The organism is Chromohalobacter israelensis DSM 3043, assembly GCF_000055785.1.
GTDB lineage: Bacteria > Pseudomonadota > Gammaproteobacteria > Pseudomonadales > Halomonadaceae > Chromohalobacter > Chromohalobacter israelensis.
Window position 1 is genome coordinate 2,022,095 of the sequence record NC_007963.1, and the last position, 15,686, is coordinate 2,037,780.

General features: G+C 66.8%; 13 protein-coding genes. 1 reads left to right on the forward strand and 12 read right to left on the reverse strand.

The genetic code is table 11. The features are described 5' to 3' along the window. Positions 1-10: 10 nt before the first annotated feature. The 4 genes from CSAL_RS09005 to CSAL_RS09020 form a co-directional block, all read right to left on the reverse strand. A complete protein-coding gene (locus CSAL_RS09005) occupies positions 11-586 on the reverse strand; it encodes an antibiotic biosynthesis monooxygenase (protein ID WP_011507075.1) in 576 nt (191 codons plus the stop codon). A gap of 26 nt (positions 587-612) precedes the next feature. Beyond that, positions 613-1,554, reverse strand: coding sequence for a pirin family protein (locus CSAL_RS09010; protein ID WP_011507076.1), 942 nt, complete (start codon positions 1,552-1,554; stop codon positions 613-615). Between the two features lie 134 nt (positions 1,555-1,688). Further along, entirely contained in the window at positions 1,689-2,315 is a 627-nt protein-coding gene (gene ycaC, locus CSAL_RS09015) for an isochorismate family cysteine hydrolase YcaC (protein WP_011507077.1), read from the reverse strand. Positions 2,316-2,393: 78 nt separating this feature from the next. Beyond that, positions 2,394-3,266, reverse strand: a complete 873-nt coding sequence (locus tag CSAL_RS09020) for a pirin family protein (protein WP_011507078.1) — start codon at positions 3,264-3,266, stop codon at positions 2,394-2,396. Positions 3,267-3,388: 122 nt separating this feature from the next. Between CSAL_RS09020 and CSAL_RS09025 the strand changes: the two genes are divergently transcribed. Next, positions 3,389-4,330 carry a LysR substrate-binding domain-containing protein gene (locus CSAL_RS09025; RefSeq protein WP_011507079.1) on the forward strand — a complete coding sequence of 314 codons (942 nt, stop codon included), beginning with the start codon at positions 3,389-3,391 and terminating at the stop codon, positions 4,328-4,330. Positions 4,331-4,463: 133 nt separating this feature from the next. Here CSAL_RS09025 and CSAL_RS09030 read toward each other — a convergent pair whose 3' ends face one another. From CSAL_RS09030 to xdhA, 8 genes are all read right to left on the reverse strand, one after another. Beyond that, positions 4,464-5,864, reverse strand: a complete 1,401-nt coding sequence (locus CSAL_RS09030) for an ATP-binding protein (RefSeq protein ID WP_011507080.1) — start codon at positions 5,862-5,864, stop codon at positions 4,464-4,466. Continuing rightward, positions 5,861-6,523 (reverse strand): response regulator, encoded by a 663-nt coding sequence (locus tag CSAL_RS09035; RefSeq protein WP_011507081.1) that lies wholly within the window; start codon positions 6,521-6,523, stop codon positions 5,861-5,863. Before CSAL_RS09035 ends, CSAL_RS09030 begins: the two co-directional genes overlap by 4 nt. 108 nt (positions 6,524-6,631) lie before the next feature. Next, the gene (gene hpxO / locus CSAL_RS09040; protein WP_011507082.1) at positions 6,632-7,864 is read right to left on the reverse strand and encodes an FAD-dependent urate hydroxylase HpxO; all 1,233 of its coding nucleotides are present in this window, start codon (positions 7,862-7,864) and stop codon (positions 6,632-6,634) included. A gap of 85 nt (positions 7,865-7,949) precedes the next feature. After that, complete coding sequence (locus CSAL_RS09045) at positions 7,950-9,404, reverse strand: uracil-xanthine permease family protein (protein ID WP_011507083.1); 1,455 nt, start codon at positions 9,402-9,404, stop codon at positions 7,950-7,952. Positions 9,405-9,539: 135 nt separating this feature from the next. Next, the gene (gene guaD, locus CSAL_RS09050) at positions 9,540-10,901 is read right to left on the reverse strand and encodes a guanine deaminase (protein WP_011507084.1); all 1,362 of its coding nucleotides are present in this window, start codon (positions 10,899-10,901) and stop codon (positions 9,540-9,542) included. Between the two features lie 55 nt (positions 10,902-10,956). Next, positions 10,957-11,823, reverse strand: coding sequence for a xanthine dehydrogenase accessory protein XdhC (gene xdhC / locus CSAL_RS09055; RefSeq protein WP_011507085.1), 867 nt, complete (start codon positions 11,821-11,823; stop codon positions 10,957-10,959). Then, complete coding sequence (gene xdhB, locus CSAL_RS09060; RefSeq protein WP_011507086.1) at positions 11,816-14,209, reverse strand: xanthine dehydrogenase molybdopterin binding subunit; 2,394 nt, start codon at positions 14,207-14,209, stop codon at positions 11,816-11,818. Before xdhB ends, xdhC begins: the two co-directional genes overlap by 8 nt. Next, the gene (gene xdhA, locus CSAL_RS09065) at positions 14,193-15,647 is read right to left on the reverse strand and encodes a xanthine dehydrogenase small subunit (RefSeq protein ID WP_011507087.1); all 1,455 of its coding nucleotides are present in this window, start codon (positions 15,645-15,647) and stop codon (positions 14,193-14,195) included. Before xdhA ends, xdhB begins: the two co-directional genes overlap by 17 nt. Positions 15,648-15,686 lie beyond the last annotated feature (39 nt).

Consider the following 15,686-nt stretch of genomic DNA (forward strand, 5'->3'; position numbering starts at 1 on the left):
GGGTAGCGGGTCATCGTCGATGCAGCCAGGGGGAAGCCAAACGGGCCACGGGTGGCATCACCACATAGACCACCAGGGCGACGACGGTCGCCGCCACCAGCCCGTGGCGCAGGCCCCAGGTTTGCAGGGCCGGCACCGCCTGGAACAGCGGCCACCAGAGCAGCGGCACAAGGAGGGTCAGGGGCCAGATCACCGCGGTGGTGATCAGCCACTGCTTCCAGCGCACCGGTACCCTGGCGTCGGACGCCGGGGGCGTGAACCAGTAGTCGATGCCGCTGAGGAACTCCAGGCGCTCGTCCTGAGCGAGCTCCGGCTGGATCGCTGCCATCAGCTCGCGGCGCTCGTTGGATTCCCGCCAGCGCCGGGCATCCTCCTCGCCGGCGAAGCGCACCGCGATCTCGTAGTCCTGGCCCTGTGCCGGCGGACGCAGGATATGCACCCCCTGGTGACCGGGGAAACGACCGGCGGCCTCGATGATCTGGCGCAGCCAGGTCTCGTAGCGCTCATGGGCTCCGGGCTTGATCTTGTGGTGAATGCGCAGGGTGGCGCCCTCGCAGTGGGCGCCTTCCTGTGACGATGTTCTCATGGGATCTCCTTGGCAGTCGAAAACGCTCAGGCCTTCCAGGGTAGCGGCGGGGGCGTCAGCCTCGGGCCATCGAACTCGGGAATGCTGCCGAAGCGGGGGCTCTCGGCCTCCCAGTCGCGCTGGGCCTCACTGATCTCCGCCTTGCTGTGGCCGACGAAGTTCCACCACATCAGGATTTCCTCGCCCAGGGGCTCGCCGCCCACCAGCAGGACCCGGCCGCCGGCGGGGAGAGCCAGCGTCACCTCGTCGCGGCCGCGGCCCAGGTAGGCCAGTTCATGGGTGATGAACGTATCGCCCTCTATCTCCAGGTCGCCTTCCAGGGCCACCAGGCCATACTCGAAATCACCACGCAACGCCAGGCGTAGCTGGCTGCCCCGGGGACTGGCCAAATCCAGGGCCACCAAGGGCGAGAAGGTCAGGGTCGGGGCGCTACGGCCGGCGAACTCGCCCACCAGCAGGGTCAGCTCGACGCCTTCTTCTTGCCAGCGGGGCAGGCGGGGGTAGTGGTCGAAGCGCGGGTCGGTGCGGCGGTCCGCCTCGGGCAGGGCGATCCACAACTGGGCGGCATGGAGGGTCGCCTCGCCGGACAGCGACTCCTCGGTATGGCTGATGCCGCGCCCGGCGGTCATCAGGTTGACCTGTCCGGGACGGATCACCTGGGCGGTGCCCAGGCTGTCGCGGTGAAGGATCTCGCCCTCGAGCATCCATGTGAACGTCTGCAGGCCGATATGCGGATGGGGGCCGACCCTGAGGCCGGGATCGTCCGCCGCGAAGCCGGCGGGGCCGATATGATCGAGGAAGCACCAGGCGCCGATCAGTCGACGCTGACGACGCGGCAGGGCGCGGTTGACGGGAATGCCGCCGACTTCGGCGCTATGTGGGGCCACATGCTGTGCCTGATGCTGGCCGTCGACGATGGGGCAGTCGAGGGAGCTGGCAAGCTCGCGGTCATTGACGAGACTGCTCATGAGTTAGCGCTCTTCGAAAGTGGAGAAAGGCTCGACCTCGTCTTCGGCCCGGACGGGCTCCGTCGGAGGTCGAACCCCACGGTGCTCTACCGATGGCCGGCCAGGGCGCGTGTCCTGCCCTGGCCGGTCGTCGATTAGCCCAGCTGGTTCTGTTGCGAATAGCTTTGCATCAGGTTGGCATAGGCGGGCAGGTGGCCGGCCAGCAGGCCGCCGAAGCCCTCGATATCGTTGCGCCAGTCGCGGTGCAGCTCGCCGCCCACGGCGAACCAGGTCATCAGCTGGGCACCGGCCTGGGACATGCGATCCCAGGCGGCGTCGCGGGTGGTCTGGTTGAAGGTGCCAGAGGCATCGGTGACGACGAAGACCTCATAGCCCTCCTCCAGGGCCGAGAGCACCGGGAAAGCCACGCATACCTCGGTGACCACCCCGGCGATCAGCAGCTGCTTCTTGCCGGTGGCCTTGATGGCGGCAACGAACTCCTCGTTGTCCCAGGCGTTGATCTGTCCCGGACGCGCGAAGTAGGGGGCCTGGGGGAACATCTCCTTGAGTTCCGGGACGATGGGGCCATTGGGGCCGGTCTCGAAGCTGGTGGTGAGGATGGTGGGGATATCGAAGAACTTGGCGATATCGGCCAGGGCCAGGACATTGTTCTTGAAGTCGTCCGGGCTGAAGTCGCGCACCAGAGAGAGCAGACCAGCTTGATGGTCCACCATCAGCAGGGCTACATCATTCTTGTCGAGTCGGTTGTAGGTAAAGGACATGGTCGTTCTCCTTTCGCTCTTGGCGGTCAGGGGGTGCCCGGCGACAGTCGCCGGGCAGGGATGGGCGCATGAGTCGGTTCATGCGCCTTTCGGCTCGCCGAACTTCCCGGCTTGGAAGTCGGCAAAGGCTTGGTGGAGTTCGGCTTCGTGGTTCATCACGAAGGGGCCCTGACCGACTACCGGCTCGTCGATGGGCTCACCGCTCAGAAGCAGCAGCTTGGCGTCGTTGTTGGCCTCCAGGTGGAAGGTCTCTGCCTGGCGCTCGAAGGCCACGACACTCTCGTCGCGGATGCACCGTTCGCCGTTGACCAGCACCGTGCCTTTCAGCACTACCAATAGCGTAGTATGACCTTCGGGCACCTCCAGATGGACGTCGCCGCCGGCGACCAACCTCAGGTCCCAGACGTTGATGGCCGTAAAGGTGTTCGCAGGACCTTTCTGGTCACGGTAGTTGCCTGCCACCACACGGAGTTGGCCGGCGTTGTCCGGCAGATCGACCCGCGGGATCTCGTCATCGAGCAGGGACTGATAAGCCGGCGGCGCGGACTTGTCGCGGGCCGGCAGGTTGACCCATAGCTGCACCATTTCCATGAAGCCACCGCGCTCACAGAAGCCCGGGGCGTGATACTCCTCATGGACAATACCGGCGCCAGCGGTCATCCACTGGACGTCACCCTCGCTGATCCTGCCGCCGTGCCCCGCTGAGTCGCGATGTTCCAGGGCGCCCTGATAGACCAGGGTCACGGTTTCGAACCCCCGGTGGGGATGGGGACCCACGCCGCGCGCATTGCGGCTGGGCTCGAAGTAATGGGGGCCAGCGTGGTCGAGCAGCAGAAAGGGGCTGAGGTGTTCCGCGCCCAGACGGTTGTAGCTGAGCAAGGAACGCACCGGAAAGCCATCGCCCACCCAATGGCCGTGCGGGGCACCGTATACTGCCTGTATCTTTTTCATGCATTGGCTCCTATCAAGGGGAGGCGTGTTGTCTCCCGCGATGATGAGAAGTCTATTTAAGGAACGAATGGCCCGGTAGATGCTCATAATAGCACTCAGCGTTTCAATAATAGGACAGTGGGATGCAGGACCTCAACGATCTCTACTATTTCGTGCAAGTGGTGAAGCATGGCGGCTTTGCACCGGCCGGGCGTGCCCTGGGCATCCCCAAGTCGAAACTGAGCCGTCGCATCACTCAGCTCGAGGAGCGCCTCGACACTCGTTTGATACATCGCTCCACGCGGCGTTTTTCGGTCACTGAGCTGGGACAGGCTTACTATCGCCATAGCGTCGCCATGCTGGTGGAGGCAGAAGCCGCCGAGGAACTCATCCAACGCCATCATGCCGAGCCCCAGGGCACGGTGCGTCTGAGCTGTTCGCCCAGTGTGCTGCACTATCTGATCACGCCGCTGCTGGTGCGCTTCATGGCGCGTTGCCCCAAGGTGGAAGTGCAGGTGGAAGCAACCAGCCGACGCGTCGATGTGATCAAGGAGGGATTCGATCTGGCGATCCGGGTGCGCTTTCCGCCTCTGGAAGACAGCGATCTGACCATGAAAGTGCTTGCATCGAGTCCCCAGCGGTTGATGGCCGCCCCTTCACTGTTTGCCGAGCGACCGAGGCCACGCAGTCCGGCGGATCTCGTTGAATTGCCGAGTCTCGATTTCGAGCAGTATGACCACCGTCACTGCTGGGACCTGGTGGGGCCCAACGGCGCCAGTGCACAGGTGCCCCATTGGCCGCGTTTGGTCACTGACAGCGCCGAAACCCTGCATGCCGCTGCCCTGGAAGGGCTCGGTGTGGTCAAGCTGGGGCTGTTGGTAGGCGCGCGGGATATCCAGGAAGGACGCCTGATCGATGTGCTGCCGGGCTGGGAACCCCGGGGCGGGATCCTGCATGCGGCGTTTCCATCGCGGCGAGGTCTGCTGCCGGCGGTGCGGGCGCTGCTCGACTTTCTGGACGAGCAGATCGCCGATGAGGACTTCGATACTCAAGAAGCGCTGATCAATTCGTCTCCGCGTGGCTGAGGACGCGAAGCGGCAAGAGCATCGCGTCAGCCATCATCCGAGGCCACGCCGAATGCTCCGTGCTCGGCGCGGCAGTGGCGGCCATCGGCTTCCCGCACCACACCGGGGCTCGCCTTGACGAACCTCGTGGATCTCATGGGGCCTGCCAGGTGATCGTGGCTTCCAGGCCGTGTTCGGGACGGTTGCGCAAGTGAAGCGTTGCGTGCTGACGTTGCGCCAGTTCCAGGACGATGGACAGGCCGAGCCCGCTGCCGGTGGTGCGCTGATCGGCGGCGCGCCGAAAGCGTTCCGTGACCTCTTCGAGCAGGTCTTCGGGGATGCCGGGACCGCTGTCACGGACGCGGATTTGCGCGTTCCCTTGCGTGGTCTCGCCGAGCTCGACCTCCACATGGCCGCCTTCCGGCGTGTAGCGCAGGGCGTTGTCGAGCAGGTTGCGAAACAGTATGCCGACTTCGGTTTCATCGGCCTGGATGCGTAGCTGGTGGAGTCCTTCGAGGGTCAGCCGTTGCCCGCGGTCGTGCGCGAGCGGCCACAAGTCGGCCATGAGATCGATGACGATGGGGTAAAGGTCGATCGAGGTCGCTTGTGTGTCCGGCGTGCGATCCAGGCGCGCCAGGACCAGCAACTGTTCGACGACCCGCTGCAGGCGTTCGATGCCGGTATAGGCCTTTTGCAGCGACGCGGTTTCGCCGGCCTTGGCGTTATCCAGGTGGATGCGCAGCGCGGCCAGCGGAGTGCGCAATTCGTGCGCGGCGTCGGCGGTGAAACGGCGCTCGCGCTCCAGGGTGTCGCCCAGCCGGTCGATGAAATCGTTCAGCGACCGGTGCAGTCCCGCCAGCTCGCGGGGCACGTCGAGCTCGATGTGCCGAAGATCGCGGGCATGTCGCCCTTGCACCTGGTTCGACAGGCGCCGAATGGGTTGCAGGCCACGCCGGATGATGCGGTTCATCAGCCACAGCATGACGGGTAGCAGCACCAGCATGGGAATCAGATTGTTCCAGGTGATGCGTGCCACGATCTCGTGCTGGAAGTCGCTGCGCTGGCCCATGCTGAGCCACAGGTCGTGCCGGTCGTCGTACATGCTGAAGACACGCCAGCGCTGGCCGGCATAGTCGACCCAGCGAAAGCCTTCTTCCTCGGGGGCGGGAAAGGGCGTGCCCTGGGTCCACTTGCCCTGCAGCAGACGTGGCGTTTTGTCGGCGTTCCAGATCCCCATCGCCAGCTTGCGCTCTTCCTCGTGATAGAGCCGGGGCGATGCGCCATCCTCCCCGACAGCAGGCGCGCGCCCGTCGCGGTAGGTCTCGGCGGGGTAATCGGGGATGCTCAGGGCCTGCGACAGGCGGGTCAGGTCGGCATCCTGCACATCATCGGGAAGCTGGCCGGCGACGATCCGGCTATGCAGGCTGAGCTGGGTGTCGAGGACTTCCTCGAGCTCGTGATCGGTAATCAGGTACGCGGCGAGCACTGCCACGCCACCGGCCACGATGAGCACCAGCGCCAGCGTACGCAGCAGGTAATAGCGAATGGAGGTCATGCCGCGTGGGGATCCAGGCGATAACCGATGCCGCGCACGGTCATGATCAGGGACTTGTCGAGCTTCTTGCGCAGATGGTGGACATGGACCTCCACGGCGTTGGAGGCGACTTCCTCCCCCCAGCCATAAAGCAGGCTTTCCAGACGCGGGCGAGACAGCACCTTGTCGGGATGGCGCGCCAGCTCGAGCAACAGAGCGTATTCGCGGCGTCCCAGGGCAACGTCGCGTCCATGCCAGCTGACGCTGTGGCTGGCTTCGTCGATGCTCAGGGCACCGAGGGTCAGGCTGCGAGACGCGCGTCCCTCGGCCCGCCGGGTGACGACACGCAGGCGCGCCAGCAGCTCCTTCAGATCGAACGGCTTGAGCACGTAGTCGTCGGCGCCGGCGTCGAGTCCGCTTATGCGTTCCTCGACGGCGTCGCGTGCCGTCAGGATGAGAATGGGCAAGGCGGTACTCTCGCGCAGGCGCTTGAGTACCGTCATGCCATCCATGTCGGGCAGCCCCAGGTCGAGGATCATGGCGCTGAAGGTTTCGTTGTGCGCCGCTTCGATGGCGTGGTGCCCCTCGGTGAACCAGTCCACGGTATAGGCCTCGCGCACGAGTGCCGTCTTGATGCCGTCCCCGAGCAGCGGGTCGTCCTCGACCAGAAGTATGCGCATGGAACCTCCCCGAAGTGTCATTCGCGCAGGATGCACCGAAAAGCTTAACGCTTTCTTATGCTTTGTCCGACGATCGAGGCTGGTGGTCGCCATGCAGGGCCGCTGATTTCAGCCCAGGGGGCCACCGACGATGGTCTTTCTGAGCCCGGCGAGGATCTCGTCTCCGTCTTCATGGGCGAGTTCGTCGTACCAGGCATGAGTCTGCACGGGATCCCGGCCGTGGATCATCGCGGCGCGCTTGCGGGCGCGCGAGACGATGTCGCCGACACGGTCGACTCTGGCTGCGTCGTAGTGGTCCAGTGCCGTGGCGATGGCCGCCGCAGGCGCCGCGCCATCTTCGAGTGCGTCCTGCACGGCCCGGGCGAGCACCCAGGCATCTTCCATGGCCTGGCAGCCCCCTTGGCCGAGATCCGGGGCCATGCCGTGGGCGGCATCACCGAGCAAGGCTACCCGAGGCGCGGTGAGCGAGTCGAGCGGTGGTATATCGTGGATCTCGACCCGTGCCATGCGGTCGGGGTCGAAACGCTCGATCAGGGCGTGCACCGGTGCTGCCCAGCCGGCGAAATGCTCGCGGAGTTCCGCGCGATAGCGCGAGGCGTCATTGGGGGTCCCGACGGGCAGCGGCACGTCGAAGAAGCAGTAGTATTCCTGGGTGCCCGCCGCGTTGCCGCCGGTACCCATCGGCATCAAGGATACCCGCTTGGCGTCGCCCACGTATTGATCCCAGCTCGCCGCCGGCGCCAGTGCCTCGTCGGCGCTGACGCGCACGTTCCAGTTGACGTAGCCCACGTATTGACGTTCCACGGGGTGGCCGACCAGCTTGCTGCGCAGCCGAGAGTGCGTGCCGTCGGCAATCACCAGCAGGTCGGCGCGTTGCCGGCCGCCGTCCTCGAAGTGGGCGGTGACGCCTTCATCGTCCTGGGCATAGTCGAGGCAGCGCCGGCCGAGCTGGATGTGCTCGGCCCCCACGGCGTCGAACAGGGTCTGCTGGAGTGCCGCGCGAGCGATCGGGCAGGCGCGTTGGCCGACCTCGTCGAAGAGCGGCGCGAGGCTGAAATCGGTCAGGGGCTCGCCGGTGTGGGTGAGATAGCGCATGCGTGTCATGTTGCCGCTGAGGTGCTCGATGGTCTCGCCCAGCCCCAGGCGATGCATGACCTTGACGCCGTTGGGCCACAGCGAAATGGCCGCGCCGACCGGGCGTATCGCCTCGACGCGTTCGATCACGGTGACTCGATGTCCCTGGCGCTGAAAGGCGAGCGCGGCACTCAGCCCGCCCATGCCCGCGCCGATGACGAGCACATCCAGGGCGGTGGGGGAAGTGGGAGACGTGGGGCGAGACATGGCGGACTCCTTGTGCTTGTTGTATTGATGGGGCGTTGCATGGGGCACTTTCGTAGTGATGGATCATGGCGTCGATGACACGCCGTCACGAGGATCGGCGCGGAGTGACACCTGCCTGCGGTTGATGCGCTTCTTCGGGTGCCGGGGCACCGCCGGGCAGCAGCAGCGTACACAGGATGGCGCTCAGCCCGCCCGTGGTGATCGGCGAGGCGAAGATCTGCCGAGCCGTGTCCGGCAGCCCCGACAGCGCCTCGGGCACCAGCTGCACGCCGAGCCCCATGCCCAGCGAGACGGCGATGGTCATGATCGTCTTGCGGGTCATCGCCTGGTCGCTGAGGATACGGATGCCCGACACCGCGATCAGGCCGAACATCAAGGTCGTGGCAGCGCCGAGCACGGGACGCGGGATGTACTGCAGCACGCTGCCCAGCGCCGGCACGAGGCCCAGCATCAACAGGATCGCCGCCACGTAGCGGCCGACATGGCGGCTGGCCACGCCGGTGAGCTGTACCACGCCGGTGTTCTGGCTGAAGGTGGTATTGGGAAAGGTGTTGAAAAGGGCGGCAAGCAGCGAGTTGACGCCGTCGGCGAGCACGCCGCCGCGCAGCCGACGTTGGTGCACGGGGCCGCTGATGGGTTCGCCCGAGGCGCGTGCGGTGCCGGTCAGGTCGCCGACGGTTTCGATGGCGGTCACCAGAAAGATGAAGGCCACGGGCACGAAGGCTGCCCAGTCGAAGCCGATGCCGAAGCGCAGCGGTTGCGGCAGCGCGAACCAGCGCAGCGACTCGAGTTCGGCGTTGAAGTGCCCCGTGAACACGGCGGCCACGCAACCGATGACCAGGCCGTAGAAGACCGAGCCGATGCGCAGCCAGGGATGGCGGGACATCTGGCAGGCCAGTACCACCACGATGACCAGGCCGTAGAAGACCGAGCCGATGCGCAGCCAGGGATGGCGGGACATCTGGCAGGCCAGTACCACCACGATGACCAGGGCCGCCAGGCCCAGGTTGGCGAGGCTGCCGAAATCCTCGGCGCCCACGCCTCCCGCCATGTCGGTGACGCCGACCTTGACCAGCGATAGTCCGATCAGCGTCACCACCACGCCGGTGACGGTGGGCGTGATGATGCGCTTGAGACGATGCAGCATGCCGCCGAGGGCGATCTCGATGAAGCTGCCCATCGCGCAGACGCCGATCAACGTGGCGATCACGGCCTCGTCGCTGGCGCCGTCGGTGCGCGCTGCCTGGCCGGCGGCGATGAGTGCCGCGACGAATGAAAAGCTGGTGCCTTGAATGCTCAACAGGCCCGAGCCCAGCGGGCCGAGACGCTGCGACTGGATCCAGGTGGCCACGCCGGAGACGAACAGCGCCATGCTGAGCAGGTAGGGCAGGTACTGCTCCAGTCCCAGCGCGCCGCCCACGATCAGACTGGGGGCGATGATTCCCACGAAGCTGGCCAGGACATGCTGGAAGGCGGCCAGCAGCGAGGCCAGCGGGCCGGGGCGATCCTCGAGGTGGTAAACCGGGCTATCGGCTGACATGGCTTGGCTCCTTGAGCCCGCGTCTCTGCGTCGGGCGTTATGTATACAAAATCATGCAGCAATGACCAAGCAAGCGGAATGCCAAGTTGACGTGGCGGTCAGGCCCCATGACAGCGCGATCGTGGCGCGACGCGGTCATGTGGGGGAATGTGCCATGCGCCTCGAGGGGGCGGCGTGCGTATCGCTTGCATCACGCTGGTGCACCGGCCGGCCGCTGGCCCAGGTGGCGTGGACGCTGCGGTCGTCACCCAGCATCATCAGCGCGAAAAGGCGCTCGCCGAGCGTTTCGGCGACCTGGGTTCGCCGTGCCATGAGGGGGGTGGCGGCGAGGTCCAGCACGACCAGGTCGGCTTCGTGGCCGGCCTCGAGGCGGCCGATGCAATGTTCCAGATGCAGGGCACGGGCGTTGCCCAGCGTGAGCCGATAGAACCCTTGCCATGCCGTCAGCGGCTGGCCGAGCAAGGCGCCCACCTGATAGGCGCCTTGCAGGGTCGTCAAGCCGCACAGGCCGGTGCCAGCGCCCACGTCGCTGGCCAGGGAGGTGACCACGCCCGCTTCGCGTGTGGCGATGCGGTCGAAGAGCCCGCTGCCCAAAAACAGGTTGGAGGTCGGTGAAAAGGCGATGTTGGCGCCGGTCTCGGCGAGTCGTGCGCGTTCGTCGTCGGAAAGATGGATGCCGTGGGCATAGGTGCTGCGCGGACCGACCAGGCCATGGCGTTCGTAGACGGCGAGATAGTCGCGGCATTCGGGAAACAGCTCGGCGACCCAGGCCAGTTCGCCACGGTGTTCCGAGAGGTGGCTTTGCAGATACAGGCTGGCATCGTTGCGCAGCACGCCGCCCACGGCATCCAGTTGCTCGCGGCTGGATGTCGGCGCGAAGCGGGGTGTCAGCGAATACGCCAGACGGTTCTTGCCGTGCCAGTCGGCGATCAGCCGTTCGCTGTCGCGGATGCCGCCGACGGCGGTGTCGATCAGGGCCTCGGGGGCATGGCGATCCATCAGTACCTTGCCGGCCAGCATTCGCAGTCGGCGGGCTCGGGCCGCGGAGAAGATGCTGTCCACCGAGCCGGGATGCGAGGTGCAGAACACCTGGGCGGTGGTGGTGCCGCCGCGCAGGAGTTCATCAAGGAATCGCTCGGCGACCTCCTCGGCATGCGCCCGTTCGGCGAAGCGACATTCGGCGGGAAAGGTGTAGTCGTTGAGCCAGTCGAGCAGTTCGCGTCCGAACGAGGCGATGATGTCGAGCTGCGAATAATGCACATGGCTGTCGATGAAGCCGGGCATGATCAATTTGCCACGGTAGTCGACGATCTCGAGCCCTGCCGGCACGTGCGGTGCCAGCGTGGTGTAGTCATCGACGGCGCGGATATGGCCGTTCTCCAGCCAGACGGCGCCGTCCTCCCAGTAGCGCAGACTGTCCGGGCGTGGCACGGGGGACTCGCCGGGATCGTCGTCGAAGGTCAGCACGGCACCGCGCAGGAGTCGGGAGTCGGTCATGGGTCATGCTCTCTTGGCGTGGTTGGCCGAGACGCTCAAGGCGTCCGGCCGAGGATCAATAGGTGGCACGTCGGCCGGTCACGTCACGCCACTGCGAGGGCGTGACGCCCCGGTGCGTGGCGTGCGGCTCCGCATTCGCGAAGGTCAGCAGTTCGGCGGCGACGGCGAGGGCGATTTCGTAGGGACGCTTGCCGTCGGCGCCGGGGATGCCGATGGGACAACGCACCCGTGCCAGCGCGGAATCGTCGATCCCGGCCTCGCTCAGCCGGCGTCGAAAGCTCGCCCATTTGCTTCGCGAGCCGATCAGGCCCAGGGAGGCGATGTCCGGCCTGTCCAGCAGGGCCTCGACGAGCCGGCGATCCTGATCGTGATCGTGGGTCATGACCAGGGCGTGGCTGCCGGCGGGAAGCGCGTCGATGCCCTCGGCCGGAGCCTCGGCGTCCAGCGGCCGGCAATCGACCCGTGGCGAGGGCTCGACGGCGTCGAAAGCGTCGGGACGGCTGTCGAACCAGTGTACGTGCCACGGCAAGGGCGCCAGCAAGGGGACCAGTGCCCGTGCCACATGCCCGGCACCGAACAGGGCCACGTGCATGCTGGCGCCTGCGAAGCACTCGAACAAGACGCTCACGTGGCCGCCGCAGCATTGCCCGCTGCGCCCGCCCAGCGGAAAGGCTTCCAGGCACGGCGTGGCAACGCACTCGCCGCGTGCCGCCGTCGCCAGCATCTCGCGGGCACGGGCGATGGCCTGGTATTCGAAACGGCCGCCGCCGAGCGTGTCGTGGCAGGACTCGGCGGTCACCACCATCTTGGCGCCGGGCTCGCGGGGCGTGGAGCCCTCGGCCCCCACCACGCTGACCAGGACATGTGCCTGTGCCTGGCGTTGCAGACGATGCAGGGCGGCGTCCCAGGTGTCGTCACGCATGCGAGGTCTCCGTCGCGGTCGCCTGACGCAGTGCCTGTGCCGCGAAGAGCACGCGTTCCGGCGTGGCCGGCGTATCCAGCGCCGGGCTCAGTCGATAGTCGGCGAGGCTGGCCAGCGCGTCGCGCAGTGCCGACCAGACCGAGATCGCCAGCATGAAGGGCGGCTCGCCCACGGCCTTGGAGCGATACAGACTGGCCTGGGAATTGGGGTGCCCCTCGAGCAGTGCCACGCGGAAATCGGGTGGCGTGTCGCCGATGGTGGGGATCTTGTAGGTCGCCGGGCCATCGCTCGTCAAGCGCCCGGTCTCGTCCCACTTGAGTTCCTCGCTGGTCAGCCAGCCCATGCCCTGAATGAAACCGCCTTCGATCTGGCCGAGATCGATCGCCGGGTTCAGGGAATCACCCACGTCGTGGAGGATATCGACGCGCGAGACCCGATGCTCGCCGCTCAGCGTATCGACGACGACCTCGGAGACGGCCGCGCCATATGCATAGTAGTAGAAGGGACGGCCCTGGCCCGAGGCGCGGTCGTAATGGATCAGCGGAGTGGCATAGAAGCCTGTCACCGAGAGCGAGACGCGGCCCAGGTAGGCGGCCTGGACGAGATCGCCCCAGGCGATGCGCCGCTCGCCCTCGCCGTGACCCGCCACCAGCTCGCCGTTCTCCAGGCACATGGCCTCGCGGTCGAGCCGATAATGCTCGGCGGCGAAATCGAACAGCCGCTCGCGAATCTGCATCGCGGCATTGCGCGCGGCCATGCCGTTGAGGTCGGCGCCGCTCGAGGCGGCGGTCGGCGAGGTGTTGGGCACCTTGTCGGTACGCGTGGCGGAAATGCGCACGGCGGCGTTTTCCAGCCCCAGTTCGCGGGCCACGACTTGTCCGACCTTGGTGTGCAGGCCCTGTCCCATTTCGGTGCCGCCGTGATTGATCATCACGCTGCCATCGGTATAGACGTGCAACAACGCCCCGGCCTGATTGAGGTGCTTGGCGGTGAACGAAATGCCGAATTTCACCGGGGTGAGCGCCAGGCCCTTCTTGAGGACCGGGCTGCTGGCGTTGTATGCGCGAATCGCCGAACGTCGTGCCCAGTAGTCGCTGCTCGCCTCCAGTTGCGACACCAGTTCGTGGAGCAGTCCGATCTGCTCGACGCGTTGGCCGTAATGGGTGACGTCGTGTTCGGGACGGTACAGGTTGCGCTTGCGGATCGTGAGCGGGTCCTCGCCGAGATGGCGGGCGATATCGTCCATGGCGCGCTCGATGATCATCATGCCCTGCGGGCCGCCGAAGCCACGGAACGCCGTGTTGGAGGGCATGTGGGTGCGCGCAGGAATACCGGTGACCCGGGCCTGGCCCAGCGAATAGGCGTTGTCGGCATGGAACATGGCGCGGTCGACGATGGCCTCGGACAAATCCGGCGAGTGGCCGCAGTCGCCGATGACGGTGATGTCGCCGCCTTGCAGCACGTCCGCGTCGTCGAAACCCAGCCGGTAGCGGTTGTGGAATGGATGACGCTTGCCGGTGGCGCGCATGTCGTCGCCGCGCGGCAGTCGCAGCCGCACCGCGCGCCCGGTGCGGCGTGCCAGCAGCGCCGCCAGGCAGGCCCATGGTGCCGCCTGGGTCTCCTTGCCACCGAACCCGCCGCCCATGCGCCGGACTTCGACGGTGACGGCGTGGAACGGGATCGCCAGGACCTCGGCGACGAGCTTCTGCACTTCACTGGGATGCTGGCTGGAAGTGTGCACCGTCACGCCATCGTCCTCGTTGGGCAGGGCCAGACAGGCTTGCCCCTCGAGATAGAAGTGCTCTTGCCCGCCGACGAACTGGTGAGCCTCCAGCCGATGGGGGGCGTCGTCCAGGGCGCGTTGCCAGTCACCGCGTTGCTGAACGTGCGGCGGGCGGACCCATTCCTCGGCCTCGGCGGCGGCCACGGGGTCGAGTCGCGCGGGCAGCGCGTCGATCTCGATCTCGGCCAGGGCGACGGCACGCCGGGCGGACGTGAAGTCGGTCGCGGCGACCGCGAAGAGCGGCTGTCCTGCATAGCGGACCTCGGCGTCGGCGAGCAGCGGGTCGCCGGGAAACACCGGCCCCACATCGGTATGACCGGGAATGTCGACCACGGTGATGACATCGACGACGCCGGGGGCGCGACGCGCGGCGTCGAGCCCGAGCCGGGTCAGGCGGCCATGCGCCACCCGACTCAAGCCGACCGCCACGTGCAGGGCGTTCGCGGGGGCCGGCTGGTCATCGAGGTAACGTGCCCGGCCGGTGACATGCAGGGTCGCGCTGTCATGGGGCGGCGCTTGCCGGGGCAACGTCGGCGTGTCGTCCGCCTGTGTGGCGGGCTCCGGCCGGGGAACCGGGCGTGAGAGATCAGTGAGCGTACGCATCGAGGCAGACCTCCCGCGGCGAATGGTGGGTGAGGGTCAGGCGCAGCCGCTCGAGCAGGTTGGCGGCCGCGAGCTGGCGATAGGCGGCCGAGCCCCGCACGTCATCGAGGGGCTGAAAGTCGCGCGCGAGTGCCTGGCGAGCCGCGTCGAAGGCTGCGGCATCGGGCGGCTGGCCTTCCAGGGCGGCTTCGGCGGCCTCGGCCCGCCGAGGAGTGGCCGCCATGCCGCCGAAGGCCAGGCGTACGCCATGCAGACGTCCGGCCTGCTCTTGCCAGGCGAAGGCGCCGAGCACCGCGGAAATATCGTCCTCGCGGCGCTTGGAGAGTTTCCAGACTTCCAGACGCCGGTCCCCGGCGGGCCGAGGCAGAAAAATCGCGCGGATGAATTCGCCGGGGGCGAGAGCGGTGCGCTTGTAGTCGAGGAAGAATGCCTCCAGCGGCAATTCCCGAGCCCCGTCGGGCCCTTCCAGCGCCAGACGTGCCCCCAGCGCCAGGAGAACCGGTGGCGTGTCGCCGATGGGGGAGGCGTTGGCGATATTGCCGCCCAGGGTGCCGCGATTGCGAATCTGGGCGGAGCCCAGTCGTTGCAGCATGCGGGCAAAGGCCGGATAGGCCGTCTCGAGCAGGGGCTCGAGACGCGTGTAGGCAACGCTTGCGCCGATCCACCAGCCGTCGGGCGTTTCGTCGATTGCCTGCAGCTCGGCCACGCGGCTGATGTCGATCACGTCCTCGAAGGCTTCGAGGCGCTGCGTGGTTTCCAGCCACAGGTCGGTGGCCCCGGCCACGAGGCGTGCCCGAGGCCGCTGACGGCGCACGTCGTGGAGCGCTGCCAGGGTGCGTGGCATCGCGTAGCCGTCGCTTTCGAGCTCGTCACTCAGGGCGGCGACGTTGTCGGCGAGGGCGGCGTCGTCGGCCCAGGGGGGACGTACATCGGGATATCGATCCAGCCGGCGGGCCGCGTCGCGAATGGGGCGATACCCGGTACAACGGCACAGGTTGCCGCCCAGCGTGGCTTCCAGCCGTGCATCGTCGAGCGGGGCCAGGGCATCTCGTCGTCCTTCGCGTCGCCCTTCATGCAGGGTGAACAGTGACATGACGATGCCGGGCGTGCAGAAGCCGCACTGGCTGGCGTGGCAGTCGACCATGGCGGCCTGCACGGGATGCAGGGCGTCACCTCGCGCCAGGCCTTCGACGGTCACCAGGTGGCAGCCCTGGAGCTGATGGGCCGGCGTGATGCAGGCATTGGTGCTGTGATAACGAAGTCCGCCCGCCTGGTCGGGCATGCCGATGGCGACCGTGCAAGCGCCGCAGTCCCCGGAAGCGCAGCCTTCCTTGGTTCCCGTGCGCTGCAGGACCGTGCGCAGCAGCTCGAGCACGCTGGTCTCCGGTGCCAGCGATGCGCAGCGTTGTGCTTCGCCATTGAGATAGAACTCGATCATCGGGATGTCCGTCGGTTTGTCATTGTTGGGCCGGGGTGT